The sequence below is a fragment of the Streptomyces zagrosensis genome, from assembly GCF_014203645.1.
GTDB classification, from domain to species: Bacteria; Actinomycetota; Actinomycetes; order Streptomycetales; family Streptomycetaceae; genus Streptomyces; species Streptomyces zagrosensis.
In genome coordinates this window covers 19,004-45,184 of record NZ_JACHJL010000024.1, presented here as the reverse complement: position 1 = coordinate 45,184, position 26,181 = coordinate 19,004, and the positions used below count along the sequence as shown (strand labels likewise).

General features: G+C 68.6%; 22 protein-coding genes, 1 tRNA gene and 1 pseudogene. 13 read left to right on the top strand and 11 right to left on the bottom strand.

Annotation, left to right across the window (positions count from 1 at the left end):
• Window positions 1-4 precede the first annotated feature (4 nt).
• Window positions 5-907, bottom strand: coding sequence for an NUDIX hydrolase (locus tag FHS42_RS37760; protein ID WP_312867116.1), 903 nt, complete (start codon window positions 905-907; stop codon window positions 5-7).
• Between the two features lie 275 nt (window positions 908-1,182).
• Complete coding sequence (gene nth, locus FHS42_RS31435) at window positions 1,183-2,007, bottom strand: endonuclease III (protein WP_184578656.1); 825 nt, start codon at window positions 2,005-2,007, stop codon at window positions 1,183-1,185.
• A gap of 274 nt (window positions 2,008-2,281) precedes the next feature.
• Here nth and FHS42_RS31430 point away from each other — a divergent pair, with 274 nt between their 5' ends.
• Complete coding sequence (locus FHS42_RS31430; RefSeq protein WP_003981529.1) at window positions 2,282-2,956, top strand: Crp/Fnr family transcriptional regulator; 675 nt, start codon at window positions 2,282-2,284, stop codon at window positions 2,954-2,956.
• Window positions 2,957-3,109: 153 nt separating this feature from the next.
• Here FHS42_RS31430 and FHS42_RS31425 read toward each other — a convergent pair whose 3' ends face one another.
• From FHS42_RS31425 to sp36, 4 genes and pseudogenes are all read right to left on the bottom strand, one after another.
• Window positions 3,110-3,940, bottom strand: coding sequence for an MBL fold metallo-hydrolase (locus FHS42_RS31425; protein ID WP_184578654.1), 831 nt, complete (start codon window positions 3,938-3,940; stop codon window positions 3,110-3,112).
• Window positions 3,941-4,143: 203 nt separating this feature from the next.
• A pseudogene (locus FHS42_RS31420) lies at window positions 4,144-5,031 on the bottom strand (NUDIX hydrolase); the annotation flags it as partial.
• Between the two features lie 575 nt (window positions 5,032-5,606).
• On the bottom strand, window positions 5,607-6,074 hold the full coding sequence (locus FHS42_RS31415) for a RidA family protein (RefSeq protein ID WP_184578651.1): 468 nt from the start codon (window positions 6,072-6,074) through the stop codon (window positions 5,607-5,609).
• Window positions 6,071-6,229 carry a Sp36 family protein gene (sp36, locus tag FHS42_RS31410; RefSeq protein WP_184578648.1) on the bottom strand — a complete coding sequence of 53 codons (159 nt, stop codon included), beginning with the start codon at window positions 6,227-6,229 and terminating at the stop codon, window positions 6,071-6,073. The genes FHS42_RS31415 and sp36 overlap by 4 nt, the downstream gene beginning before the upstream one ends.
• A gap of 72 nt (window positions 6,230-6,301) precedes the next feature.
• Between sp36 and bagA the strand changes: the two genes are divergently transcribed.
• From bagA to bagB, 3 genes are read left to right on the top strand one after another with little or no spacing between them, the layout of a single operon-like run.
• Window positions 6,302-7,279: an ATPase BagA gene (bagA, locus tag FHS42_RS31405; protein ID WP_184578645.1), complete on the top strand. Its 978-nt coding sequence runs from the start codon at window positions 6,302-6,304 to the stop codon at window positions 7,277-7,279.
• Entirely contained in the window at window positions 7,276-7,488 is a 213-nt protein-coding gene (locus tag FHS42_RS31400) for a hypothetical protein (protein ID WP_184578642.1), read from the top strand. Before bagA ends, FHS42_RS31400 begins: the two co-directional genes overlap by 4 nt.
• A gap of 2 nt (window positions 7,489-7,490) precedes the next feature.
• Entirely contained in the window at window positions 7,491-9,053 is a 1,563-nt protein-coding gene (gene bagB / locus FHS42_RS31395; RefSeq protein ID WP_184578813.1) for an ATPase BagB, read from the top strand.
• A gap of 831 nt (window positions 9,054-9,884) precedes the next feature.
• On the opposite strand, the gene FHS42_RS31390 is transcribed toward bagB, so the two are convergent.
• Window positions 9,885-10,244 (bottom strand): WhiB family transcriptional regulator, encoded by a 360-nt coding sequence (locus FHS42_RS31390; protein WP_184578640.1) that lies wholly within the window; start codon window positions 10,242-10,244, stop codon window positions 9,885-9,887.
• A gap of 386 nt (window positions 10,245-10,630) precedes the next feature.
• Here FHS42_RS31390 and FHS42_RS31385 point away from each other — a divergent pair, with 386 nt between their 5' ends.
• The gene (locus tag FHS42_RS31385; protein ID WP_184578637.1) at window positions 10,631-12,931 is read left to right on the top strand and encodes a transglycosylase domain-containing protein; all 2,301 of its coding nucleotides are present in this window, start codon (window positions 10,631-10,633) and stop codon (window positions 12,929-12,931) included.
• Between the two features lie 157 nt (window positions 12,932-13,088).
• Here the strand turns inward: FHS42_RS31385 and FHS42_RS31380 are convergent, their stop codons facing one another.
• Window positions 13,089-13,553, bottom strand: a complete 465-nt coding sequence (locus FHS42_RS31380; RefSeq protein ID WP_184578635.1) for a GatB/YqeY domain-containing protein — start codon at window positions 13,551-13,553, stop codon at window positions 13,089-13,091.
• 78 nt (window positions 13,554-13,631) lie between these two features.
• On the opposite strand from FHS42_RS31380, the gene FHS42_RS31375 reads away from it, so the two are divergent.
• The 3 genes from FHS42_RS31375 (at window position 13,632) to FHS42_RS31365 (ending at window position 17,234) form a co-directional block, all read left to right on the top strand.
• A complete protein-coding gene (locus tag FHS42_RS31375) occupies window positions 13,632-14,573 on the top strand; it encodes a metallophosphoesterase (protein ID WP_184578632.1) in 942 nt (313 codons plus the stop codon).
• A gap of 335 nt (window positions 14,574-14,908) precedes the next feature.
• A tRNA-Pro gene (locus FHS42_RS31370) sits at window positions 14,909-14,982 on the top strand.
• Between the two features lie 968 nt (window positions 14,983-15,950).
• On the top strand, window positions 15,951-17,234 hold the full coding sequence (locus tag FHS42_RS31365) for a DNA sulfur modification protein DndB (RefSeq protein WP_184578629.1): 1,284 nt from the start codon (window positions 15,951-15,953) through the stop codon (window positions 17,232-17,234).
• Window positions 17,235-17,569: 335 nt separating this feature from the next.
• Here the strand turns inward: FHS42_RS31365 and FHS42_RS31360 are convergent, their stop codons facing one another.
• The 3 genes from FHS42_RS31360 to FHS42_RS31350 form a co-directional block, all read right to left on the bottom strand.
• On the bottom strand, window positions 17,570-19,087 hold the full coding sequence (locus FHS42_RS31360; protein WP_184578626.1) for a LacI family DNA-binding transcriptional regulator: 1,518 nt from the start codon (window positions 19,085-19,087) through the stop codon (window positions 17,570-17,572).
• A gap of 30 nt (window positions 19,088-19,117) precedes the next feature.
• Window positions 19,118-19,468, bottom strand: a complete 351-nt coding sequence (locus tag FHS42_RS31355; RefSeq protein WP_184578623.1) for a helix-turn-helix domain-containing protein — start codon at window positions 19,466-19,468, stop codon at window positions 19,118-19,120.
• 203 nt (window positions 19,469-19,671) lie between these two features.
• On the bottom strand, window positions 19,672-19,923 hold the full coding sequence (locus FHS42_RS31350) for a helix-turn-helix domain-containing protein (RefSeq protein ID WP_184578620.1): 252 nt from the start codon (window positions 19,921-19,923) through the stop codon (window positions 19,672-19,674).
• A 628-nt stretch (window positions 19,924-20,551) separates the two neighbouring features.
• Between FHS42_RS31350 and FHS42_RS31345 the strand changes: the two genes are divergently transcribed.
• The 5 genes from FHS42_RS31345 (at window position 20,552) to FHS42_RS31325 (ending at window position 26,109) form a co-directional block, all read left to right on the top strand.
• On the top strand, window positions 20,552-21,469 hold the full coding sequence (locus FHS42_RS31345) for a hypothetical protein (RefSeq protein ID WP_184578617.1): 918 nt from the start codon (window positions 20,552-20,554) through the stop codon (window positions 21,467-21,469).
• Window positions 21,466-22,164 carry an ATP-binding protein gene (locus FHS42_RS31340; RefSeq protein ID WP_184578614.1) on the top strand — a complete coding sequence of 233 codons (699 nt, stop codon included), beginning with the start codon at window positions 21,466-21,468 and terminating at the stop codon, window positions 22,162-22,164. Before FHS42_RS31345 ends, FHS42_RS31340 begins: the two co-directional genes overlap by 4 nt.
• A gap of 92 nt (window positions 22,165-22,256) precedes the next feature.
• Complete coding sequence (locus FHS42_RS31335; protein WP_184578611.1) at window positions 22,257-23,549, top strand: hypothetical protein; 1,293 nt, start codon at window positions 22,257-22,259, stop codon at window positions 23,547-23,549.
• A gap of 308 nt (window positions 23,550-23,857) precedes the next feature.
• Window positions 23,858-24,373, top strand: a complete 516-nt coding sequence (locus tag FHS42_RS31330) for a mobilization protein (RefSeq protein WP_312867115.1) — start codon at window positions 23,858-23,860, stop codon at window positions 24,371-24,373.
• Window positions 24,370-26,109: a relaxase/mobilization nuclease domain-containing protein gene (locus FHS42_RS31325; RefSeq protein ID WP_184578608.1), complete on the top strand. Its 1,740-nt coding sequence runs from the start codon at window positions 24,370-24,372 to the stop codon at window positions 26,107-26,109. Before FHS42_RS31330 ends, FHS42_RS31325 begins: the two co-directional genes overlap by 4 nt.
• Window positions 26,110-26,181: the final 72 nt, after the last annotated feature.

Here is a 26,181-nt window from a genome sequence, read left to right as displayed (position 1 = left end):
CGTCTCATGCACGCCAGTCGAGCGGGATCTGTCGTTCGCGGTCCCACGGCAGTTCCCAGCCAGCGAAGTGCAGGATGCGGTCGATCACCCCAGCAGTGAACCCCCAGACCAGAGCGCCGCCGACGAGAAACGCAGGCCCACGGTGACCGCTGGGGTGCACGGCGACGGCGCGGTTGGCCGGGTCCGTCAGCTCGGCCACCGGCACCGTGAACACCCGGGCAGTCTCGGCCAGATCGACGGGCGATACCGGGCTCGGCCGTCGCCACCAGCCGAGAACCGGCGTCACGACGAACTCGCTGACCGGAATGTACAGCCGCGGCAGCACGCCAAAAAGCTGCACCCCGGCCGGGTCGAGGCCAGTCTCCTCCTGCGCCTCGCGCAGCGCAGCACGCAGGGGCCCGTCCCCCATCGGATCGCCGTCCTCCGGATCGAGTGCCCCGCCGGGGAAGGAGGGCTGTCCCGCGTGCGAACGCAGCGTGCCGGCGCGCTCCATGAGCAACAATTCGGGGCCGCCGCCATAGGAGTCGCCGCGCGCCGGAGTGCGCTCCTGATCGCGCGCCAGGCCCTGTTCGCGGGCGCGCGCCGGGGGTTGTTCGTGGTCTCCCTGGTCAGCTCGGGAGGCGTGCTCGCGGGCGTGCTCGCGGGCGTGCTCGCGGGTGTGCTCGCGGGTGTGCTCGCGGGTGTGTTCGTTCGACGAGTGTGCGACCGCGCCATAGCGGCTCACCTGCCCCTCGCCGAAGAGGACGAGCACGGCGGACTGACGGCCCGTGCCGTTGCCCGGGGGCAGAAAACGGCTGAGCTGATGCGGCTCTATGGTCCGCGCCGCCCGTGCGACGGGCAGCAACCAGTCAGGCAGCCCGTGTTCGCTGACGGCGACCGCCCGGCCGTCGCGGGAGCCGCCAGCCACGGAGCCGGAGCTGCCTTGGCGTTCCCCCGGCCCACGGCTCAGGCTCCGCCCCGGGCCCGAACCATGCCCTAAGCCAACAGCGCCCGAACCCTGTCCTGAGCCTCCGGCGCCCGGGCCGTGTCCTGAGCCACCGGCACCCGGGCCGTGCGCGAGGCTAGGCCCGGGGATCGGGCCCGCTCCGGGCGCAGCGTCTGGGCCCCCGCCATCGAAGCGGCCTTCACGATGCGAGTCGGCGCTGCCGTAGGCGCCGACGCCCCCGTCCTCGTCACCGCCGATCACTCGGCCTCCAGTGGCGGAGCGGGCTTGCCGGGATAGTCGGCGGGGGGCCGCAGGCGCTGCCCCGGCTGGCCGCCCATCTCGTACTTCAGCAGCTTGCGCGCCTTCTCCGGGTCGGTCTCGCCTTCCCCGTACGACGGGCAGAGCGGAGCTATCGGGCAGGCGCCGCACGCGGGCTTGCGCGCATGGCAAATGCGGCGGCCGTGGAAGATGATGCGGTGCGAAAGCATCGTCCAGTCGCTCTTCGGGAAGAGGGCGCAGACCTCCGCCTCGACCTTTACCGGGTCCTCCTGTGTGGTCCACTTCCAGCGCCGCACCAGCCGCCCGAAGTGGGTGTCCACCGTGACTCCCGGTACGCCGAAAGCATTCCCCAAAACAACATTTGCCGTCTTACGGCCGACTCCCGGCAAAGTCACCAGGTCTTCCAACCGGCCCGGCACCTGACCGTCGAAGCGATCGCGCAGCGCGGCGGACAGGCCAAGGAGCGATCTTGCCTTGGCCCGGAAGAAGCCGGTCGGGCGGATGAGCTGCTCCAACGCCTCCGGGTCGGCGGCGGCCATGTCCTCCGGCGTCGGATAGGCACGAAAGAGGGCCGGAGTCGTCTGGTTGACCCGCAGGTCAGTGGTCTGGGCGGACAGCACCGTGGCCACCAGAAGCTGGAACGAGTTCTCGAAGTCCAGCTCCGGGTGCGCATACGGATACACCTCGGACAGTTCACGGTTAATGCGCCGGGCCCGACGCACCAGCGCAAGCCGCGACTCTGGCTTGCCCGGTTTCACAGCTTTAACGGCTTTCGCGACCTGACTCGACTCCTGTTCGCTCACAGCGGAATCACCTGATGCGGACGTCCTCACCCTGCCTCCATCGAAGGCCCCTCCGGGCCCCTTGCCCTGTGCTCTCACCGGCGTATTGGACACTCGGCCAGCGTAAGGCCCGCCACCGACATCCGCCCCGAGCGCTGGAAAACCACTGCTCGATCGGACCCCTGCCGTAGGGTCCTTGAAGCCGGTGCGTCAAACTTGTGATTGATCGCACTGTTTTACCGTCCGGCATCATGGAGACCACGGTCCCCTGTGCATGTCGACAAGGAGAGATCTCGTGGACGACGTTCTGCGGCGCGCCCCGCTCTTCGCGGCGCTCGATGACGAGCAGGCCGCTGAGCTGCGCGCCTCCATGGGGGAGGTCACCCTCGCGCGGGGTGACGCGCTCTTCCACGAAGGGGACCCGGGCGACCGCCTGTACGTGGTCACAGAGGGCAAGGTGAAGCTGCATCGCACCTCCCCTGATGGCCGCGAAAACATGCTGGCCGTGCTCGGCCCCGGCGAGTTGATCGGCGAACTGTCGCTGTTCGACCCCGGACCGCGCACCGCCACGGCAACCGCCCTCACTGAGGTGAAGCTGCTCGGCCTGGGTCACGGTGACCTTCAGCCCTGGCTCAATGCCCGGCCCGAGGTGGCCACGGCGTTGCTGCGGGCAGTGGCCCGCCGCCTGCGCAAGACCAATGACCAAATGTCTGACCTGGTCTTCTCCGACGTGCCAGGCCGCGTGGCCCGGGCCCTTCTCGATCTCTCGCGCCGCTTCGGCGTGCAGTCGGAGGAGGGCATCCACGTCGTGCACGACCTCACTCAGGAGGAGCTGGCTCAACTGGTCGGCGCCTCTCGCGAGACCGTCAACAAGGCCCTCGCCGACTTCGCCGGTCGCGGCTGGCTGCGCCTTGAGGCGCGTGCGGTGATCCTGCTCGACGTGGAGCGGCTGGCCAAGCGGAGCCGCTGACGGGCTCAAGGCCCCAGGCTCCACCGCTGATGTACACCACGGCCCCGGCGGGTCGGCCCAGCCACTCCGCCGGGGCCGTGGCGTGCGCCCCGCGTGCGCAGGGCGCACCGTACGCCCCGCGCGCGGCGCGCGGAGCGGGCGACCGGCCCAGGCTCAGATGAGGTCGCGCTGGCCGAGGTACTCAAGTTGGGCGCGTACGGACAGTTCGGCGGCCGGCCACAGCGAGCGGTCCACGTCCGCATAGACGTGCGCGACGACATCGGACGGGGTGCGATAGCCGTTTTCGACGGCCGTCTCGACCTGGGCGAGACGGTTGGCCCGGTGCGCCAGGTAGAACTCGATCGCGCCGCGCGCGTCGGCCAACACCGGGCCATGCCCTGGCAGCACCGTATGTACCCCGTCATCGACCGTCAGCGAGCGCAGCCGTCGCAGCGAGTCGAGATAGTCGCCGAGCCGCCCATCGGGGTGCGCCACCATCGTCGTGCCACGCCCGAGCACCGTGTCCCCGGTGAGCACCGCCCCATCGGCCGGGAGATGGAAAGAGAACGAGTCCGCGGTGTGGCCGGGAGTGGGCACCACGCGCAGCTCAAGGCCGCCAGTGGTGACCACATCGCCGGCGGCAAGGCCCTCGTCTCCGAGCCGCAGCGCCGGATCGAGCGCCCGTACGCGGGTACCGGTGAGCTCGGCGAACCGGGCCGCACCCTCCGCGTGGTCGGGATGGCCGTGGGTGAGCAGCGTGAGGCCGATTCGGTGGCCAGCTTGTTCGGCCGTGTCGATGACATGGGCCAGATGCCCCTCGTCGAGCGGGCCCGGGTCGATGACGACGGCGAGTTGCGCACCCGGCTCGGCCACGATCCAGGTGTTGGTGCCGTCGAGCGTCATGGCCGATGGGTTGGGTGCGAGTACGCAGCGGGCCCGGGCGGTCGCCGGGCCCCCGATCGCGCCGCCGCGTGGCTGGCCGGGAAGTGCGGCTGCATTCGTCATGCGCTGGCTCCGTCCGTGGCAGCGGGATGGGAAGGTGCGGGCGCGGATTGCGCGGGTGGCGCGGGCTGTACGGACGTGGCGGCCGGAGCGAGGCACGCGCCGTCCGCGACGGGGGTCGCGGCAATTGTGGGTGCTGCGGAGGTTTCAGGGGCCGGATAGGTCCCTGAAACTACAGAGGCTGTCGAGGCCCCGGGGGTCGCAGGGCCGGCGGAAGCGAAGTGCCGGGTGAACTCCTCGTGCCCGGGCCAGCTCAGCTCGATCTCGCCGTCGCGGAGCGTGGCACGGGCGAGGACGGGCGTCAGATCGCGGCCCGCGGAGGCGGCTAGCGCGTCGGCGGCCGTCGCGTACGGCACGAGCTGACGCAGCGTCGAGATCGTCGGCGGCATCATCAGCAGTTCGCCTTGATCGTACCCGGCGGCGGCCTCCTGTGGCCTGATCCATACCGTACGGTCCGCCTCCGTCGAGGCGTTCCTGGTGCGCTGGCCCTCGGGGAGCGCGGCAGCGAAGAACCAGGTGTCGTAGCGGCGTGGCTCGAACTCCGGGGTGATCCAACGCGCCCAGCCGCCCAGCAGGTCGGAGCGCAGGACCAGCGAACGGCGGGCGAGGAAGTCGGCGAACGACAGCTCGCGGGCCACCAGCGCGGCGCGGTCCGCCTCCCAGTCGTCACCGGTGGTGTCGGCGACGACCGTCTCCGCGTCCGGACCGGCCAACAACACCCCGGCCTCCTCGAACGTCTCGCGCACCGCAGCGCAGACGATGGCCTGCGCCGTGGTCTCGTCGGTCCCGAGCCGCACCGCCCACTGCGCACGGGAGGGGCCGGCCCAACCGGTGTCACGCTCCTCATCGCGCGCGTCCACGGACCCACCGGGATACGCGTACGCGCCCCCGGCGAAGGCCATGGAGGCGCGGCGGCGCAGCATGTAGACGACGGGTCCGGCGGCAGCGTCGCGCAACAGCAGCACGGTGGCCGCCCGGCGCGCGACGGGAGGCTCCAGCTCCCCATTGGCCAGGGCCCGGATGCGCTCGGGCCACTCCGGCGGAAACCACTGTGCGGCTTGGGTGGCCGGCGGGGCTTGCGTGGCCGGTGCGATTTGTGCGGCCGGTGCGGCCGGTGCGGCCCTCGTCCCCGGGGCGGGCTCCGGAGCGGCCTGCGTCGCCGCGTCCGGCGCGCTTTTCGGCGTGGCCGCTCGCGTGGCCTTCGGTGTTCCGGGCCCCGCACCATTCGTAGTGGACATGGCCGGATGCTATGCGCTGGTACGCGGATGTTCGAGGGGGAGTCATGACGAGGAGATGAAGCCTGGCCCGCGCCCGGCCCGGCACCGCCGCTGAGCACTGTGCCCGGTTCTTGGCGGTCCCCGGCGCTTCTCGGCGCGCCTCAGTGCTCTCGGTGCTTCCCGGTGCTTATCGCCGCCTGGGGCGCTGCCAGGCGCTGCCAGGAGTGCGAGCGCTCCCGCGTGCGAGCGGGCGCGGCAGCGTGTACGACTACGGCGCGTACGCGGGTGCAGCAGCCCGTACGGCTACGGCGCGTACGCGGGCGCAGCAGCCCGTACGACTACGGCGTGCAAGCGGGCGCCAGGCGGCTGCGAACGCGCGCCGGTGGGTACGGCTGCGGGCGCATCAGCCGTAGTGGCTGCTGCGCCCGCGGCCTTGAGGCGGATAGGCGCGGCTAGGCGCCCGCGACCTCAACCTGAATCTCGACCTCCACCGGCGCATCCAGCGGCAGCACCGCGACGCCGACCGCGCTGCGCGCGTGCACGCCCGCCTCGCCGAGGACCTCGCGCAGCAGCTCGCTCGCGCCGTTGATGACACCCGGCTGGCCGGTGAAGTCGGCTGCCGAGGCGACGAAGCCGACTACCTTGACCACCCGGACCACCCGGTCGAGGTCGCCGATCTGGGACTTGACGGCCGCCAGGGCGTTGAGCGCGCAGATGCGGGCCTGCTGCTTGGCCTCGTCGGCCGTGACTTCGGCCCCGACCTTGCCGGTCAGCGCCAGCTTGCCCGCGACCATCGGAAGCTGGCCCGCGGTATAGACGTACGGCCCCGTACGCACCGCCGGAACGTACGCCGCCAGCGGTGCCGCAACCTCGGGCAGCGTCAGCCCGAGGTCGGCGATCCGCTGCTCGACGGCGCTCACGCGGTTTTCTCCCGCTTGAGGTAGGCCACGAGATTGTCGGTGTTCGGGCCCGGAACCACCTGAACGAGCTCCCAGCCGTCCTCGCCCCAGGTGTCCAGAATCTGCTTGGTCGCATGGACGAGCAGCGGCACGGTCGCGTATTCCCACTTGGTCATGGTGCCGACTGTAATGCCTCTCCCCGGGAGCCTCGTGCGTAGCCCGGAAGGGGACTGGTTAGGCTCACAGATGTGAGCAGGCTCCATGTCGTTAGTGGCAAGGGCGGCACCGGCAAGACCACGGTCGCCGCGGCACTCGCGTTGGCTCTCGCCACCGAGGGCAGGCGCACCCTGTTGGTCGAGGTCGAGGGCCGACAGGGCATCGCCCAACTCTTCGAGACGGAGGCGCTGCCATACGAGGAACGCAAGATCGCCGTCGCAGCGGGCGGCGGCGAGGTGCACGCGCTCGCCATCGACCCCGAGCTGGCGCTCCTCGACTACTTGCAGATGTTCTACAAACTGGGCAGCGCTGGGCGTGCGTTGAAGAAGCTTGGCGCCATCGACTTCGCCACCACGATCGCCCCGGGACTGCGGGACGTGCTGCTGACCGGCAAGGCGTGCGAGGCGGTGCGGCGCAAGGGCAAGGACGGCCGGTTCGCGTACGACTCGATCGTCATGGATGCCCCGCCGACCGGTCGGATCACCCGTTTCCTCAACGTCAACGACGAGGTCGCCGGGCTGGCCCGGGTGGGCCCCATACACAACCAGGCGCAGGCCGTGATGCGGGTCCTCAAGTCTTCGGAGACAGCCGTGCACTTGGTGACGCTCCTTGAAGAGATGCCGGTCCAAGAGACCGTGGACGGCATCGCGGAGCTACGCGCCGAAGGGCTCCCGGTCGGTGACGTGGTGATCAACATGGTGCGGCCCGCGATCCTCGACGCCTCGGCCGTGGATGCCGCCGCCACCTACGAGCGGGCCGGCATCGCACGGGCCCTCTCCCAGGCGGGCTTGGGCTCGCCGCGCGCCGGCGGGCGCGCGGAACGGCTGGTCGAGCCGCTTGTCCAGCAGGCCCATGAGCATGCGGAGCGGGTCACTTTGGAACGCACCCAGCGCGCCGAGCTGTCCCGACTCGACCTTCCGACCCACGAGTTGGAACTCCTCACCGAAGGCGTCGATCTAGCCGGGCTCTACCGGCTCGCGGCAGACCTGCGGAAGCAGTGGGCTGCGTGAACGACCGGCGTACGGCGCGCCCACCCGCCCCGGGCGCGTGCGACACAGGTACGCACGGCGCGAGCACGCACGACACGGGTACGCACGGCACGAGTACACACAACGCGGGTACACACAACGCGGTCAGGACCGACGCGATCAAGCACGACACACCCACCGGCGAAACGACCCCGCACGCCGTGCACACGTACGGGCAGGAGGCGGCATGACGATGGACGCGGCGCCACGGCTGGAGGCCGATGCGGTGCTTGACGACCCGCAGACCCGGATCGTGGTGTGCTGCGGCTCCGGCGGGGTCGGCAAGACGACGACGGCCGCGGCGCTCGGAGTACGGGCCGCGGAGCGGGGGCGCAAGGTCGTCGTCCTCACCATCGACCCGGCCCGCCGGCTGGCGCAGTCGATGGGCATCGACTCGCTCGACAACATCCCGCGCCAGGTCAAGGGCATCGACGACGCTGCCGGCGGCGAACTGCACGCCATGATGCTGGACATGAAGCGGACCTTCGATGAGTTCGTCGAGACGCACGCGGACGCCGAACGAGCCGCCGCAATCTTGCGGAACCCCTTCTATCAGTCCCTGTCGGCCGGCTTTGCCGGCACGCAGGAGTACATGGCCATGGAGAAACTCGGCCAGCTCCGCGCCCGCGACGAGTGGGACCTGATCATCGTGGACACCCCGCCGAGCCGTTCCGCGCTCGACTTCCTCGACGCGCCCAAGCGGCTCGGCTCCTTCCTGGACGGGAAGTTCATCAAGCTTTTGATGGCCCCGGCGAAGGTTGGCGGCCGGGCCGGGATGAAGTTTCTGAATGTCGGCATGTCGATGATGACCGGAACCGTGAGCAAGTTGCTCGGTGGTCAATTGCTGCGCGACGTACAGACGTTCGCGGCGGCCATGGACACCATGTTCGGTGGTTTCAGGACCCGCGCCGACGCGACATATCAGCTTCTCCAGGCCCCCGGCACCGCCTTCATCGTGGTGGCCGCTCCAGAGCGGGACGCGCTGCGCGAGGCGGCGTACTTCGTCGAACGGTTGGCCGCCGAGCGCATGCCGCTAGCGGGGCTGGTGCTGAACCGGGTGCACGGCAGCGGTGCCGCGCAGCTTTCGGCGGAGCGGGCGCTTGCGGCAGCCGAGAGTCTGTTGGCGACTGCCGCCGGCGAAGACACGCTCGCCGACGCGCCGGCCGCAGATGTTCTCGAAGGGGCCGGCGGCGGGCACGCGGCAGCGGCGGCGCTGGCCGACTCAACAGAAAATCTGCCTGGCGGCGGCATTGTGGATCTTTCCACCGGGCAGGTGGAAGGAAGCTCACCCCAGCCCACAACCCAGCTCCCGCCCGACACGGCAGGGCACGCCGACCCCACCGGCGCGCAGGCCCGCAACGAGGAGCCGCACGCCACCACCACAGCACGCACCACCTCCAGCACCCCGCCCGCCGCGGAATCGGCAACGGGCCCGGTCGATGCCACCGCCACCGAGGTCACCACTCCCCCGGAGACCCCGGCGCAGCCGGCAGACGTCGCGCACGAGACCGCCGTGGCCAACTCAGCCCCGAGCGACGGCTTCGGCATCATCGACGCCGAGCAATTGGCCGCGGGGCTGCTACGGCTGCACGCCGAGCGGATGTCCCTACTCACCCGCGAACAGCGCACACGGGATCGTTTCACCGCCCTGCACCCGAGGGTCCCGGTTGCCGAGGTGGCGGCGCTGCCGGGCGACGTACACGACCTGGCGGGCCTGCGGGCCGTGGGCGACCGCCTCGCCCAGCAGCAGAAGTAGCGCGCGCCCCGCCTGCTCCTGCGGCGGCACGCCGCAGGCCCCGTACCCGCACCGAAGGTCTCGCGCACGGAGGCATCGCACACGTACCGCAGACACGGTGGCCAGAACCTGCCATCGCGGTAGTGGCACACGCGTTCCCAGGACCAGCGGCCCCGGCATCGGTTACGTTCCGCGTACATGCCCGTGCCCGTGCCTCGGCAGCGTCTCGTCCGTATCCGTATCCGCGTCCGCACCTCTGCTCGCCGGTCCCAGACGTTCGTGCTTCCGTACGTACGAACCAGGCCACCGGCGCACGGCACACGTCCCGCGGACGCAGACATGGCACAGACATGACGCAGGCCAGGAACGGGGCGGGAGCGGGGCGAAAACAGAGCAGAACACAAACAGCACAAGACCGGCCGTACACAGGCCGGGAGGCGTCAGACGAACGCACGACAGCGCGTCCGTACCACCATGGGGTGACCGTTGAGACCGCGAGAAGTGAGTAGGTGCTACGGGAACGTCAGCACGGGCCCACGGGGCGCCGAGCGGGCCTATAGGGCGCCAGACGGGGCTACGGGAGGCGTCAGGCAGCCAACGCGGCGTCGGGGAAGGCGACATGGCGAAGCGGCAGCCAGCAACCACCAACGAGCGGCAGTTGGAAGGGCGTCAGGCAGCGCGAAGGGCCACGTATGGCACCTGAGACGGTCCCACAGGTGGGAACCGCGCTGCGCGAGGCATCGCACGGCAAGGCCGTCTCGGGACCTTGGCAGCAAGAGGCCGCCTCATGGCGCCCGATGGCGGACGCATGTGCGCGACAGTCGAAACGATCGGCCCAGTTGGAGCCGTCCGCTAGCCGACTGCGGCGTAGTCGTGATCGTGGTCGTAGGTGTCGAACTCGTCCTCGTCGAGCCCCACGGGCAGGATGCCCGCGCCGCGCTCGTACTCCGTGCGAGCCGTCTCCAGCAATCTGCGCCACGAGGTGACCGTCGGACGGCGACGCAGCAGCGCCCTCCGTTCGCGTTCAGTCATGCCGCCCCACACACCGAATTCGACGCGGTTGTCTAAAGCGTCCGCGAGGCACTCGGTGCGTACCGGGCAGCCGGTGCAGACCGCCTTGGCTCTGTTCTGTGCTGCGCCTTGTACAAAAAGTTCATCCGGATCGGTAGTGCGGCAGGCTGCCTGCGCACTCCAGTCGGTTACCCAGCCCATGCTGGCGCCGTCCTCTCCCGAATTGAGGCTCCCCCACGGCGACAAACGGCATATTCACCGTCGCCAGTTGAGGACGTTACGGAAGGCAGGCAGGGCGCAACACCCCCTGCGGGCCCAATCTTGAATGGCCCGAACGGACTATGCGTACGCGGCAGATCACCCAACGGAGTGACCTGACGACATTGACATCTTTTCCGACAATACGGCACAAGTCCCCCATGACATATGGGGATATCTCATGTCATATGCCGGCAATATCGGCAGGTCTCATCACTCACTGGAGTGACGGCGGAGGTGTTGCGGCAGCGTGCGACTGGGGCTGGCGTGAAACAGCGTAGGCGAACAGGCGGGCGCCTGTCCGGCAAATGAGAACGTAGGCTGCCTCCATGGGAAAGAAGCGCTCCGGCGGAGGTCTCACCACGACCCAGCAGGCCGCGAAGTTCCTCGGGGTCAGCGTGCTCTCCGGAGCCGTACTGGCCGGCCTTGCGCTGCCCGCCGCGGGCGTGCTCGGCCTCGCGGCCAAGGGTTCCGTCGAAGGCTTCGACGAGATTCCAGCCAACATGAAGGCGCCGCCGTTGAGCGAGCGGACCACGATCTTGGACGTCAAGGGCAACGAGATCGCGAAGGTCTACTCCCGCGACCGGACCGTGGTGGGTCTGGCGGACATCTCCCCGTACATGCAGAAAGCGATCGTCGCGATCGAGGACGCACGCTTCTACGAGCACGGGGCGATCGACCTCAAGGGCGTACTGCGCGCGGTGAACAAGAACGCGCAGTCAGGCGGGGTCTCCGAGGGGGCCTCGACGCTCACCCAGCAGTACGTGAAGAACGTCTTCATCGAGGAGGCCGGGAACGACTCCGGCAAGTTCGCCGCTGCCACCGAACAGAGCATCGGCCGAAAGATCAAGGAACTGAAGTACGCGATCCAGGTCGAGAAGGAACTCGGCAAGAAGCGCATCCTTCAGAACTACCTGAACATCACCTTTTTCGGGCAGCAGGCGTACGGCGTGGAGGCCGCTGCCCAGCGCTACTTCAGCAAGAGCGCCAAGGACCTCAACCTGGAACAGTCGGCGCTCCTCGCGGGGATCGTTCAGTCGCCGAGCCGGTACGACCCGGTCAACGACCCGCAGGAGGCGACCGAGCGGCGCAACACCGTGCTGGGGCGGATGGCCGAGGTGAAGGACGTCACCTCAGCGCAGGCCGCCGCCGCGCAGAAGAAACCGCTAGGCCTGAAGATCAGCAGGCCCAAGAACGGCTGCATCACCGCAGTCGATGGCGCCGGCTTCTTCTGTGACTACGTACGACAGGTCTTCCTCTCCGATCCGGTATTCGGCAAGACCTCCAAGGCACGGGCGAAGCGTTGGAACCAGGGCGGCCTGACGATCCGTACGACGCTCGACCCGCGGGCGCAGGACTCGGTGCAAAAGTCGATCAAGGCGCACGTCTACCAGTCGGACACGGTGGCCACGGCCGTCACTTTGATCGAACCGGGCAGCGGCAAGGTCCTCGGCATGGGCCAGTCCCGGCCGTACGGCTTCGGCGAGAACGAGACACAGATCAACCTGTCCGCCGACAAGAAGATGGGCGGCTCGGCGTACGGCTTCCAGACCGGATCGACATTCAAGCCGATCACCGCCGCCGCCGCGCTGGAGAAGGGCAAGAAGCCCACCCAGCGCTACTCATCGCCGTATCAGATGGACTACCCGAGCCCCGTCTCCACCTGCTCGGGCAGTTGGCGCAACGACGACCACGACCCCGAGACCGTCCAGAACGAGAACCGCGATGAGGTCGGTCCGTACCGGATGCAGGAGGCGACCGCCAAGTCGGTCAACACCTACTTCGTCCAGTTGATCAGTGACATCGGGATCTGCCCGGTCACTGAACTGGCCAACAAGATGGGTGTACATCCCGCGTCCGGTGACAAGCTTCCCCAAAGCCCTTCCATCACGCTCGGCAGTGCCAACATGTCCCCACTGATCATGGCCAACGCCTACGCGACCTTCGCCAACCGCGGCGTCTACTGCTCCCCGGTCTTCATCGACTCGATCACCGGCCCTGGCGGTAAGAAGCTGAAGGTGCCGCAGTCCACGTGCTCGCAGGCCATGTCGAAGAAGACCGCCGACACCATCAACACCCTGCTGCGCGGCGTCGTCGAGGATGGCACCGGTAGGAAAGCGGGCCTGAGCAGCCGGGCCAGCGCGGGCAAGACGGGTACGACGGACAACCGCAAGGCCGCCTGGTTCGTCGGCTACACCCCGAATCTCGCGGGCGCCGTCTGGGTCGGCGGCCCGGGCGAGAGGGACGTCGAGATGAAGAACATCACCATCGGTGGCGTCCACCACGAGAAGGTATTCGGAGCCGACATCCCGGGGCCGATCTGGAAGGACGCCATGAGCGGCGCCCTGGAGGGCAAGCCGGCGCCCGGCTTCAAAACGGTGCACATCGCCAACCCCGACAAGGAGAAAAAGCCCGACAATAAGGGCGACGACAGGGACGACAACAAGCCCGACAAACGCAACAAGCCGGGCCGCTCCGGTGGCGACAACGGTAATAGCAGTAATAGCGGTGACAACCCGTGGCCCGACATCGACATCCCGGACATCCTCGGGGGCGGCGACGGCGGCGGTAACGGCGGCCGAGGCAACGACGGTGACCGCAGCAACGGCGGCTGGCCGGATTGGCGCTAGACCGCACGATACGCCGAGCGAGCTCGGGGTGAGCCGGAACGGCCTGCGGTGGGGGGCGGCTGCCGCCCGGGCGTAAAAGCTTGGTGTGGGTCGGTGTGGGACGCTCCCACTCGGTGATGGCCGGAGCGGAGCCAACGAGGCCACCGCTCCGGCAGGCTCAGCCGGCCAGGGACCGCTTGACCGCGGCAGCCACTCGACCGCCCTCCGCCCGGCCGGCGACCTTCGGGTTCACGATCTTCATGACGGCGCCCATCGCGCGCGGCCCATCAGCCCCACCGGCCTTGGCCTCCGCGACCGCATCGGCCACCAGGGCGTTCAGCTCCTCATCGGTGAGCTGCTTGGGCAGATACTCGGCGAGCACCTCGCCCTCGGCGCGCTCCCGCTCCGCCGACTCCGCACGCCCACCATCGGCAAACGCCTCCGCCGCCTCGCGACGCTTCTTCGCCTCGCGCGCGATGATCTTCTCCACCTCGGCGTCGGACAGCTCCCGGGCGCTGTCGCCCGCGACCTCCTCCTTGCTGATGGCCGTGATGGTGAGCCGCAGTGTGGAAGAGCGCAGTTCATCGCGGGCCTTGATGGCCGCGGTGAGGTCACTCTTAAGCCTGGTCTTGAGCGTGGTCATGCCGTCGAGTCTGCCAGTAGGCACGACGAAACGCCCCGTGATTTCAGGGGTGCCGTGCGTTCTGCGACGATGGGACCCATGCGCTCGCGATACAAAGTACCCCTGGGAATCACCGCTGGAATCACGGCAGTCGGCGCGGCCGGCCTTGCCTATGCGGCGGGGTTCGAAGCCCGCTCGTTCCGGCTGCGACGCGTCAGCGTTCCGGTGTTGCCGCCGGGTATGGAGCCACTTCGGGTGCTTCAGGTATCCGACATTCACATGGTGAGCGGACAGCGAAAGAAACAGCGCTGGCTACAGACGCTCGCAGGCCTACGGCCCGATTTCGTGGTCAACACGGGCGACAACCTCTCCGACTCGGAAGCCGTCCCCGAGGTGCTGGATGCCCTCGGCCCGCTCCTTGAGTTTCCCGGTGCGTACGTCTTCGGCTCGAACGACTACTACGGCCCCATGCTGCGCAACCCGGGCCGTTACCTGATGGAGAGGGCCAAGGGCCGGTACGGCCTCAATGGCAACCCGCCCGTGGTCGGCGCCGTACACAACCCGTGGGAGGAACTGCGGGACGCGTTCGACGCGGCAGGCTGGGTCGGCCTGTCCAACACCCGGGGACGGTTGAAGCTGGACGGCATCGAGATCGCGCTGACCGGCCTGGACGACCCGCACATCAAGCGCGACCGGTACGCGGAGGTGTCGGGCGGCCCCGACAGTGACGCCGACCTCTCCTTGGCGATCGTCCACGCCCCGTACCTCCGCACCCTGGACGCCTTCGCCGCCGACGGCTATCCGCTGATCCTGGCGGGCCACACCCACGGCGGCCAGCTCTGCATCCCCTTCTACGGCGCACTGATCACCAACTGCGACCTCGATACGGAACGGGTCAAGGGCCTGTCCACCCATCGCGCTGGCGGCCACCGCTCCTACCTCCACGTCTCCGCAGGCTGCGGCACCAACCGCTACACCCCCGTCCGCTTCGCCTGCCCCCCAGAGGCCACCCTCCTGACCCTGACCCCGCGCGAAGACTGACCCTGAGCGAGCACCGAGCACCGAGCACCGAGCACAGACCGCAGACCGCCGAGCACCGAGCACCGAGCAGGCTCGGCCGAGGCTGGGGGCGTGGCCAAGGTGGCGGGTGTCTGTGATGGCTGAGGGGCAGATGGCCTGAGTGGAGCGGAGTGGCGGGGTGGCGCCTGCGCTGGCCGAGTGAGACGGGGTGGCCTGGGCAGCTGAGTGCGGCCGAGTGGCGGAGCGGCTGAATATCGCACCCGGCCCGGCTCCATCCCAGGTCGGCCCGGCCGCGGGAGGCAGGTAACCGGATTTCGTCTCAAGCGACCGGTCCGCTAAAGTAGAGCTCGTTGCTTCGGGGTGTAGCGCAGCTTGGCAGCGCGCTTCGTTCGGGACGAAGAGGTCGTGGGTTCAAATCCCGCCACCCCGACAGCTGTAACACCAGGTCAGGGGCCTGATCCACTTAGTGGATCAGGCCCCTGACTCGTTCCTGGGGCTCTCTTGGGAGCCGTTTGGGAGCCGAAGCAGGAATCCGATCCTCAGGCGGCTCACGTCCCCCACGCAGGCAGCGCCCGCACATCTCGGTGGAAGCGGTCGCGCACGCGCGAGTGAGGTGCGTTGCAGCGCGAGGTGGCTACTGAGACGGGCACCGCACTACATGCGGCCCTCGTCTTTCGATCTTCGACCTTTCGCGAGTTCGGCTCTTCCGGCCCTGCGGCCGACAAGGCAAGGACGCGTCGGCCCCAGGCCAGTTTGCCGAGCGAACCGGTCTCGCATCGGTGGGGCGTGTCACCCCACGGTGGTGCTGGGAGGAAGCCGGGTGGCTGCCCGGTTGCCACCACTCGCCCACGCGCCACTCAGTAGCAGGTAGCCATCGACGACCCGTCGGCGCGTTCGGCGCCCTCCTCACGCAGGTAGGCGAGCTGGGTCTCATGGACTTGGCCTTGGCCTCCCGGGCGACCGCATACGCCTCATCCAGTTCAATGGCACCGCTGATGGCCTGGTCCACGAGGTCGGATGCGTACTGCAAGGCGATGCCCGCGCACCCCATCACGGCCAGGGCCACTCCGCCCATTCCCCAAGGAACGAGTCTTGACGGTGATCATCGCGGACTGCCTCACGGGACGGAAAGGAGCTAGATGCCCCCCCGAGCGTCAGTAGTCGGTTGCTTGCCAACATCAAGCATCCGCGCACTACTTCATGGGACTACCTCACCAACTGGGCACGAGGGCACTGGCCAATGACGGCCTCACGCCCTCCCGATTACAAGAAGTGAGAGCTACTTTGCCGCTTAAATCTGTTACTAGAGATACAATTTGACGGACAGTTAGGTACACGAGCATCTTCCGCCTTATGTGGGCTGCGCAGCAAGCTACGTGCCCAGAAAGGAAGTTACCTGTGAGTATCACTATCGACTCATCGCGCCTCTCCCTGGTGCGCGAGGAGTCCACCTACCTGGCAATCCGCACCAGCCAGGGCGGCCGGATCGTCTACACGACGCGCATCCCGCTCGCCGACCTCTCGGTCATCCTCACCATCCCCGACCCGGCCAAGCCGGACCCGGACAACCGCAAGGTGGACATCAACCATGCCAAGGGCTTCGGTCAGTACCTCGCCGACAACCCCGGCTGGGTGGCTCCGGCCCTCCTCATCCGCGACACGGGCGGCTGCCGCTTCGAACCGATCAGCGAAGACGGGTCGGTCGGCTATCTCACCGTCCCATGGTCCATCGGCGGTATCGGGCGCCTGATCACGATTGACGGCCAGCACCGCATCCTCGGGGTCCACTTGGAAAAGAAGCGCATCACGGATGAGGTCTCCCGCATCGACCGGGAGATCCACCGCGCCAACGACGCCAAGAGGGTAAAACTGGAGCAGGACCGCGAGGCTCTAGTCGGCCGAATGCAGCGACTCAAGGACGAGTTCGTCGGCATTGACATCTATGTAGAGCGCGACGGTGTCCAGGGCCAGCAGATGTTCGTCGACGTCGCAGACAACGCCAAAGGCATCTCCGGTGCCGTTCGGGCCCGCTTCGACACATCGCGCATCGCCAACCGCACGCTCAGCGACATCGTCACCCACCCTCTCTTCCTGGGCAAGGTCGACATCGAGCGGGACCGAATGACCCTGACCAACCGCAACTTGATGGGCGCGAAGCACGTAGCCGACATCACGCGAGCCGTCATCGCCGGCCCCGGTGGCCGTGTCAGTAAGAAGGTCGAGTCACTGACTGACAACGAGGTCATCGAGAGCGTCCGCAGCTTCCTAGACGTCATCTCCATCGCTTTCACCTCGCTCGCCGAGATCACCGAGGAGGACGTAGACAACTACGACCCCTCGCTCTCCGAGAAGAAGAAGAACGAGCCGCCGGCGCCTCCCACCAGGGCCATGAGGCTGCGCGAGTCCTCGCTTCTGGGCTCGGTGGGCGTGCTCCGCGTGCTGGGCGGTGTCTACCGCAACCTGCGGGAGGACGGAGCAGAAGACGGGGACATCCAGGAGTTCTTCAAGCGACTCGACCGGCACATGACCGCCCCTGTCACCGAGGACAGCATCTGGCGTACCACAGCCGCGAACGAGGACTTTGAGCCGAACGCCTCCGCCCCGATCATGCGACAGCAGAACGTCGTGCACCTGACCAAGGTGATCACGGACTGGTACAAGAAGGCCCCGGCCGCCATCTGATCCACCAGCAACACCGGAGCCCCCTCCACATCTCACGCGGAGGGGGCTCCTTGATTCCCAACGTACCCGACGGAAAATCGAGTGCACGTGTTCGACCAGCCCAAGGGTCGCGTACCGATGGCCCCGTTCCAGCTTGAAACCGACATTGGACCGATCGGCACCATCTCAAGTGGCGTCAGGCTGCTAACGCGCTCCGCAATCTCCGGGTAGTGCACCTGCACCGCCCCGGCGTACGGCCGACCCAGTTCGTTCCCTGTGGGCTTGGTCGTCACGCGGCCATCGCCTTGTCCCCGTAACGGCGTTGCCGCGCAACGCCGTCACAGGCCACCGTGAAATTACTGGAGAAAGACCGCGCGTGCGCGCAGGAGGTCGTTGAGCACGCGCACCGACGAACTCGGACAGAGGGCCAGCCGGGCGTCAAGCGTTGCCTCCCACTGCTCTGTCAGGCCGAGTATGAGGCGCTTGCGCATGCCAGGGGTGACGTGGGCATAGCGCGCCGAGACGGACCCGTCGATGTGTCCCATGCGCTGGTCCATGAGGACCTTCTCGGTGCCGAGGTCCTCCATCACGGTCCTATGGGTGTGTCGCAGGCCGTGAGGCGTGAGGCCCTTGGCGATCGGGAGCCAGCAGGCGTCGGCCCGTTGGGCGGCGCCGCGTCCTCGCGCGGGGACTCCTGGCCACGGGTCGCCGAGTAGTGGCACGGGTCGCGCCTCCTGCGGGGCCTTCTTCGGGTACCAGCCCGATACCGCCGGGGTGAACAGCCAGGTCGCGAAACCGTTCCTGCGCCAGTGTGCCGCGGGTTCCACCACCGCGCCGCCTCGTACGAACCCGAGGTCCGTGATGGCCTCCTCCACCCGTATTCGCGTCAAATCGGCGACGCGGTCGGGGTGGTTGAGGACGTTGGACACTGTCCCTGTGGAGACAGCGGCACGGCGTGCGACGTCGACGAGTTTCGCGCCCTGGTGGCCGCCCGTACGAGCCGTGCCCTGTCCGCGGAAGACGTAGGTCCTGCCGTGGCAGGGGCAGGGCGTCGGCTTTGTGCGGGCGACATGGTTGCTGACCAGGGCGGACAGCCAGTCCATCGAGTCGAGGGTGCGATAGCTGTCGTCCTTGGGCGGGCAGCGCACCATCTCACCCGAGTCGAGCTCGTACAGCTGCCACTCCACGCGTACAGAGCCGGGACGGGCGAACTCGGCCTCCAGGCCGACGATTTCGCCCCAGCGCATGCCGGTGTATCCCTTGAGGACGACGGCGACAAACTCATCATCGCGACCTGACAGCAGGGCTGCCCGTTCGGCGGTCAACAGGATGCCGAGCGGATCGGTGACGACCTTCTCCGGGCCTCGGTCACGGGAGCGGCCCGCACGCTTGCCCCGCCCGCGCCGCCTGGTCGCCGGGTTCGACGCGATCAGCCCTTCGTCGATCGCGTCCTCGAAGATCAGGTGGAACGTGGAGCGCCAGGTCTTGACGCTGGAGGCCGCGTACAGGGCCCTTTCCTTCTTCTCCCACCGTTCGACGTCCGAGCGCAGGATGCCTGCGAGCGCATGATCCTCGAAGTCGGGGAGGAGGTGCTCCTCAATGTGGCGCTTGTAGTTCTGCATGGTCGAGGCGGCCAGATCCTGGGCCTCGTACCAGCGGCTCGCGTACTCGCCGAACGTCTCCTGCCCCAGCGCGGGGTCGCGCCAGTCACCGCGGCGGTACTTGTTCTCAGCCTCGCCCGCCGAGCGTTGGGCCTCGCCCTTGGTGGCGAACTTGATCGCCTTGCCATGCTCGTCGACGACCGTGAGGTGCTTGCCGGGAGCGGTCTTGTATCGGGCACGCCAGTAACATCCGCGCTTCTCCGCGAAACCCAAGTGCGTTTCCTTCCTCTTCGGTGCGGCGTTCTACGCGGCGGTGTCGAACTCGGCTCGGTTGGATCGGCGTGGCGGCCTGGCGCGCAGGCGGCCGGACGGCGGAGCCGACTCGGGTGCACTGGACCGTCGAGCAGGTGCCGCGGGCGGGGCGCCAGGGGCCGGCGGTCGCGCAGCGACGGTCGGTCGCTCCTCGTGGAGGCGGATGATCTCGGCGAGATGGGCGGCGGTGAAGCGGTAGGCACGGCCCACGCGAGCGAATGGGATCTGGCGACGACGGGCCCGGTCCTTGACCCACCAGGCGGAGCAGCCGAGTACGGCGGCAACTTCGTCGGGGCGGTAGAGGCGGGGCACCGCTACCTCGGTGCCGGTCTGCTCAGCCACGCGGTACCGCCTCCTTCGCGGTACGGAGGCGGAGGGGCATCAGGGCAGGGGGAATGGCCTCTCGGCGCAAGGGGGTTCCTTCTCTGGCGCGGCCGTGCGGATACGGATACGCCGGTCTTGGTGGTTCAGGTACGGGCGAGGTGATGTACGTAGCGGCTGCCGGGTGTTGGCCCACCCGGGGAGCGCTGTTGAGGCTCGTTCCGCTAGCTCGTCTCGACGAGCAGGGCGAGCGGCGAGAGGCCGAGGGCGGCTGCGATGGCGATGAGGTCGTCGATGTCGCAGCGACGCTGTCTGCATTCGATGCGGGACAACATAGTGATGGTCATGGGGCGGCCGAGCGCGGAGACCCTTTCGGCCAGCTGGCGCTGGGCGAATCCGCGAGCCGTGCGGGCACGGGTAATGGCGCGGGCGGTCAGCACACCGGCCGGACCAATTCCCAGAGGGCTTTCAGGCATGGGTCAGTTGTAGCTCTGCATTGCCGGTTTGGGTAACCGGCGATCTGCTGCTATGTTCCGCGTCTTTTTTGTCAGATCTGCTTCCCAAGCCCCCCGCGAGCGACGCAACATAGCCCAGAATTCGCGGATGACCAAACCGCTGGGTGCCCTCATCCTGGTAGCACCCACATGGGGCTTGACGTGGGCCTCTTGCATCGCCCGGTCGCATCGTCTTCCGCTCTGGCTACCCCAGAGCCGATTTACCAGTCGCCCCTTTTGTGCCAACTATTGGGTCAGCCGCTAATTCGGGTCTATCGTTTTATGGGAGCTGCGTGCGACGCGTTCGCCGAGAGCTGTGCGCTTTCTCGACGGAATGCTGGACTTGCGCGGAGAGGGTGTGGCTGTCTTGGCCATGCGCCCTGAACCACGGAACTGGCGAGCGCATAGAAAAAGCCCCCGGCGGGCCAACGCCGGGGGCCAGGAAGTCCCCTACCGAAATCGCCCGTACCTGGACGATCAAGATGGTGGCGGTTACAACGCCACCGGGTGAGGAACCGTCTATGCCCCAACAAGTTACAACCCTCACGACGGTAGTCGCATCCCTGTCGGCCGGCTCCCCCGCTGCGCTCGCGAAGGCGGGGCGATAGACATGGCGCGGATACGCACGATCAAGCCGGAAGCCTTCATCTCCGAGTCGCTCACCGCGGTAAGCGTCCATGCCGAGCGGACCTTCTTCGGCCTGCTCACGCAGGCAGACGACCACGGCCGCTTCCGCGACCAGGCCGCCGTCATCGCCGGCGCCCTGTGGTCCCTGCGCCCCGAGCACGGCCCGCTGGAGGTCGAGGACGACCTCACGCAACTCGACGGTGCGGGTCTGATCTGCCGGTACGAAGGCAACGACGGCAAGCGGTACTTGCACATCGTCGCCTGGGCCCGCCACCAGAAGATCAACCGGCCCAGCGGCAGCCGCTGCCCGGCCTGCCCGCGCCACCAAGGGGGCCGATCCGACGAGGCGTCCTCGCCTGTTCACGGGGTCCTCCGTGAACAGACCGTGAGCCCTCACAGTGGAGGCCCTGAGGCGTCACGCGAACGTAGCGAGCCCTGCGTGAACCACGCAACCGCAGGTCAGGGCAATTTCAGTGAGCCCGCACCACAACGCCGGGAGACCGCAGTGAGCAATCAGGGTCCGGATCTAGGACCTAGGATCCTGGATCTAGGATCACCTCCGGTGGTGTGCGCAAGCGCCCCCGCGCCACAGGCTGACTCGGCTTCGGTTTCGGCCAAGAGTCTGGTCGGCGAGTACGTCGCCTCGTGCGAACACCGACCGCCCAGCGACGTGCTCGGCCGCCTCGGCCGGGTGCTCAGCAAACTGCTCGGCGAGGGCGTCGCACCTGACCATATCCGCGCCGGGATGGACCGCATGCGTGCCAAGAGCCTGTCCGTGAGCCTGCTGCCGAGCCTGGTCAACGAGGCCATGAACGCACCGCGGGCAGCTGCCGCCCCGCACCGAGCGTGGACCAACCCGGCACCCGGTGACGTCGAGGCGGCCTACGGGGGCCAGCTGTGACCGCAGCCACCACCAGCCGGGAACCACAGCGCATCAGCACCCTGGCCGCCCGCCTCGGCACGATCCTCGCCGATCGGGGCATCGATCCAACTACGTCACCTGCCGAGGCCCCTTCGGAGCGGGTGACAGCGCTGGAACTGGCCGAGGCCCGTATTCCGCCCCGCTATCGCCACGCCCTCGCCGGCCACCAGCAGGTAGCCGCCTGGGTCGACGAGGTAGCCCTCGCCGCACGGCCCGGCCCGAGCGGCACTCGGGGCATCGCACTCGGACCGTCCCTGCTGATCGCCGGGCCCACCGGCACCGGCAAGACGCACCAGGCGTACGGCGCGGTGCGGTCGCTGCTGACCGCCGGGGTGCGGCTGCGGTGGGAGGCAGCCACCACAGCCGACCTGTACGCCCGCTTGCGCCCACGTCCCGGCCACGACGCCGAGCGCGACCTCGCCACCCTCAGCAACTGCCCGCTGCTGATCCTGGACGACCTCGGCGCAGCCAAGCAGTCGGAGTGGACCGAGGAGATCACGTACCGGCTGATCAACCGCCGTTACACCGACCTGCTCCCCACGCTCCTCACGACCAATCTGCCGACCGCCGCGCTGCGCGACGCCGTCGGCGACCGCGTCGCCTCCCGTCTCGCCGAGATGACCACCACCGTGGTCCTCACCGGCGCTGACCGCCGACGCCAGCTCGCCGTCTGACCGCACGGCGCCGCCCCAGCTCACCTTCACCACGCCGCCCGTCCGCGCCCACGCCTGCCCACACGGCGCGGCGGGCCTCTGGAGACCCCTGTATGACGCAACTCGCCCTGCCCGCACTCGGGCACTGGAACGCGATAACTATCGCGCTCGCCGCCCTCCTGGCCGCATGCACAGTGCTGCTGGTCAGCTGGCTGATTTACCGACGCGCTCCCCGAAACCACGCCACGCGACAGCCCGGAACGCCCGCAGTCAGGGTCGCCGCACTGGCCGCGGTCGGATGTACCGCCTACAGCGCCGACACCAGCTGGCGGTTCGCCGCCGACTACCTGGACATGAGCGGCACCACCGAGCGCACTGCGATGTTCGCCGCCGCCGAGCTCGCCCTCTTCGCCACGGCACTGCTGGCGCGGCAGAACCTCCACGGCCCCAAGCAAGCCCCCGGCCTGCCCGGCATCCTGACCTGGGTGATCACCGCTGTGCAGGTGATACCCGCGTACGCCGAGTCGGGTGTGGTCGGCGGCACGGTGCGGGCCTTCGTGGGCCCGGTCATGGCCGCACTGCTCTGGCATCAGGCCATGGGCATCGAACTGCGCATCCGCACGCCCGAGGCCGCGTCCCACAGCGTCCTCGCCCGGGTAGGTCGCGAAGTACGCGAACGCATCCTCTCCCGCCTTGGGATCGCCGAACGTGATCGAGATGCCGCGCAGATCACCCGCGACCGTGCCACCCTCAGAGCCGTCGCCCTGGCCACGCACCTTGCGGAGCGAACCCAGAAACAGCGCGTCAGCTGGCGAGGCCGGCGAACCGCACGACAGCTTTCACGCGCCGTCGCCCAAGCTTCTGTGGGAATCGACCAGCGCCAGCGCGAAGTGCTGCTGCACCAGCTCGCTGTCCGCCGTCACGCGACAGCGCTGGCCACGATCGAACTGCCATCGCCTTGGACTGCTTTCACTCCGCACGAGGGCACCACGCGCCATGTCGGGACAACTCCCCCGCGCAGCCGATCAGGTGCCGACTGCACCTCGAAGAGCGAGGAAGCCACGGAACACCCCGGCCCTGACCTTCGCCCCGAGTCCCTGCCTCCTCGATCCGTGCAGAACCAACTCCCCCTGCACGATTCGGCACCCACTCCCGAGACCACCGAGTCGCGCTCCGGAGAAGACGTCCCTGCGACGCAACGCTACGTCCGTCCTCCCGGTGCCGAAATGGACGAGCTACTCGCCATCGGCCGCGAGGCCACTGCAGTGCACGGAACAGCCACCCGCGCCGTGCTGCGGAACGCCATCCGCGAGGCCGAACTCACCATCTCCGAGGACCGACTCACCGAACTCAAGGGGTTCCTAGCCGCTGAACAGGCGGCCAAGACCAGCGTCCCAGCGGACTGACCGGATATCCGGTCAGTCACGAACACCGGCACGGAACCTGCGGACCATCAACTCCGCCTGCCCACAAGCCCCCTGTCATGCCACTTCGCCAGGCACGACCCTCCCCCCGCGATTGCCTCTCACCACGGCGGGGAGGCGGGGCTCCTGCCCGTGCGCCAGCCTCATCCGCTCTTTCGCTCTGCCATCAGGAGCTGCTCTCCATGCAGGATTCGTGCACCAAGAATCCGGACCACCACCGGAACGAGACACAAGCCACCCCAGCCCCAAGCCGAGCAAGTTGGAGGTTCGGACACTCCCCCGTGGGGGGAGTGTCCGAACCCGTCCCCGCCCCAGGGGTGGCGGGGCCCGACCAGCGCCAGGGGACGCCGGACGGGAAGGCTGCGACCGAGGGCGGATCGCAGCCAAGCACAGCCGGACGCAAGCGCCGGGCCAGGGGGAAATCGCGTCCACGTGACAAGAAGCAGCGCCCCGCCCAGAGCGTCCGCCTCAACGAACGCGAACACACCCTCATCCAGGCCGGCGCCGACGCCGTCGGCATGAGCATCGCCGGATTCCTCGCCCACTCCGCCCTGGCCGCCGCCCGCGACCAGACCCGCACCGCCGCCACCATCGCCGCCGACCACGACATCCTCACGGAACTCTTCGCCACAGGCCGCAAGCTCGGCTGGGCCGGCAGCAACCTCAACCAGATGACCAAGACCCTCAACTCCGGCGGTGACATCGCCCGCATCGAAGACGCCCTCGCGGACGTCCGCCGCGCGGCCACCGCCACCAGGGGCGCCGTCGAGCGGATCATCGAACGCCAGAGAGACGAGACCGCTTGATCCCCCGCATCCACAAACAAGGCAGCAACACACGCGGGCTGCTCAACTACCTCTACGGCAAGGGCACCCGCGAGGAGCACCTCGACCCGCACCTGGTCGCCTCCTACGACGACATGGCCCCCGACCCCGGCCGCGACCCCTCCGTAACGAAGGAAGACCTCCAGCGGGTCCTCGACCAGCCACTGCACCTCCTCGACGAAGACCAGCGACCCGACCAGCACGTATGGCACTGCTCCGTACGCGCAACAGCCACCGACCGCATCCTGAGCGACGAGGAGTGGGGCTACATCGCCCGCCGCATCGTGGCCGCCACCGGCATCGACCCCGGCGGCGGGGACAGCACCGGATGCCGGTGGGCTGCCGTCCGCCACGCCGACGACCACATCCACATCATCGCCACCCTCGTCCGTGAGGACGGCCGCCGCCCCGACCACCACCGCTCCGGCCAACGCGCACAGGCCGCAGCCCGCCTCATCGAAGCCGACTACGACCTGCACCGCGTCACACCCGGCGACGGCACCGCAGCCCGGCGGCCCACCAGCGCCGAACGCCACAAAGCCGAACGGCAAGGGCAGGAGCGTACGGCGCGGGAGAGGCTGCGCGAGACTGTGCGCGGCGCGTCGGCCGGCGCTGCCTCCACGGATGAGTTCTTCGACCGTCTGGCCGCCGACGGGCTGCTGATCGGCAAGCGGATCGCACCGTCAGGTGACCTGCTCGGCTACAAGGTCGCGCTGCCTGACGACCGTAACAAGGACGACGAGCCGGTCTTCTATGCCGGCTCCACACTCGCCCCCGACCTGTCCCTGCCGCGTATCCGCGAACGCTGGTCCCAGCGCCTAGAGGCGATTTCCGAGGGCGGGCGCGAGCCTGTGCAGCCCACCTTGCCGCCGGTGACCCATCCCGCGTTCGCTCGGCGCCGGGCTGCCGCTGCCACCTGGCAGGCTCTGTTGATCATTGATCACGGCGATGACGGCATGGCAGCAGCACAGATCGCCGCGGCAGGGGAGGTCCTGGACGCGCTCGCCAAGACCTCTACTGCCCACACCCGCACTGAACTCCGGCAGGCGGCCTCCGTGTTCGAGCGGGCCAGCCGCTCCCACGTCCGTGCCGTACGCGGTCACGACCACGCCCTGCGACAAGCCGCCCACGATCTCGTCCACAGCGGCCCCGCCCCCGGCCGCGTCGAAGACGGAGCCACCATGGCGATGGTCATCGATATGGCCATCTTCCTCGCCATCACCGCGGCGAACTGGCACACCAAAAGGCACCACAGTCAGCAGGCAGCCGCAGCCCAACAAGCTGCCGAGCATCTGCGCAGCGCCTACCAGGCCGCCGCAGCCCATCCAATCGCCGCCCTCCGCCAGCGAGGCCAGCATCTATCGACGCGGATTCGGCAGCGGCAAGCCGATCTCCTGCGCCAAGCGCTGCCAGAGCTCGCGGAGCGAATCCAAGCCGAGCCCGGCTGGCCCGCCCTGGCCGCCACACTCGCCGACGCCCGGCAAGCGGGCCACGACCCGGCAGCGCTGCTCGCCGAAGCCACCCGGCGTCGCGAGCTCGGCACCGCCGACTCCATCAGCGACGTCCTCGTCTGGCGCCTGCTCCGCAGTGCCCATCTGCCCGCCGCACCCGAAAACCCCCAGGCCACACCAGCCCGCAATGGCCGTCGCATCCCGGCCCCAGCACCCACCGCACCACCGGCGGCCAGGGCGGCGAACCCCTCCAGCCGTCAGCGCTGACCCTGGGAAACGGGCGCAACATAGCCGACGATCGCCGGTTAGCCCAACCGGCGATTCTCCAGACGATTGATG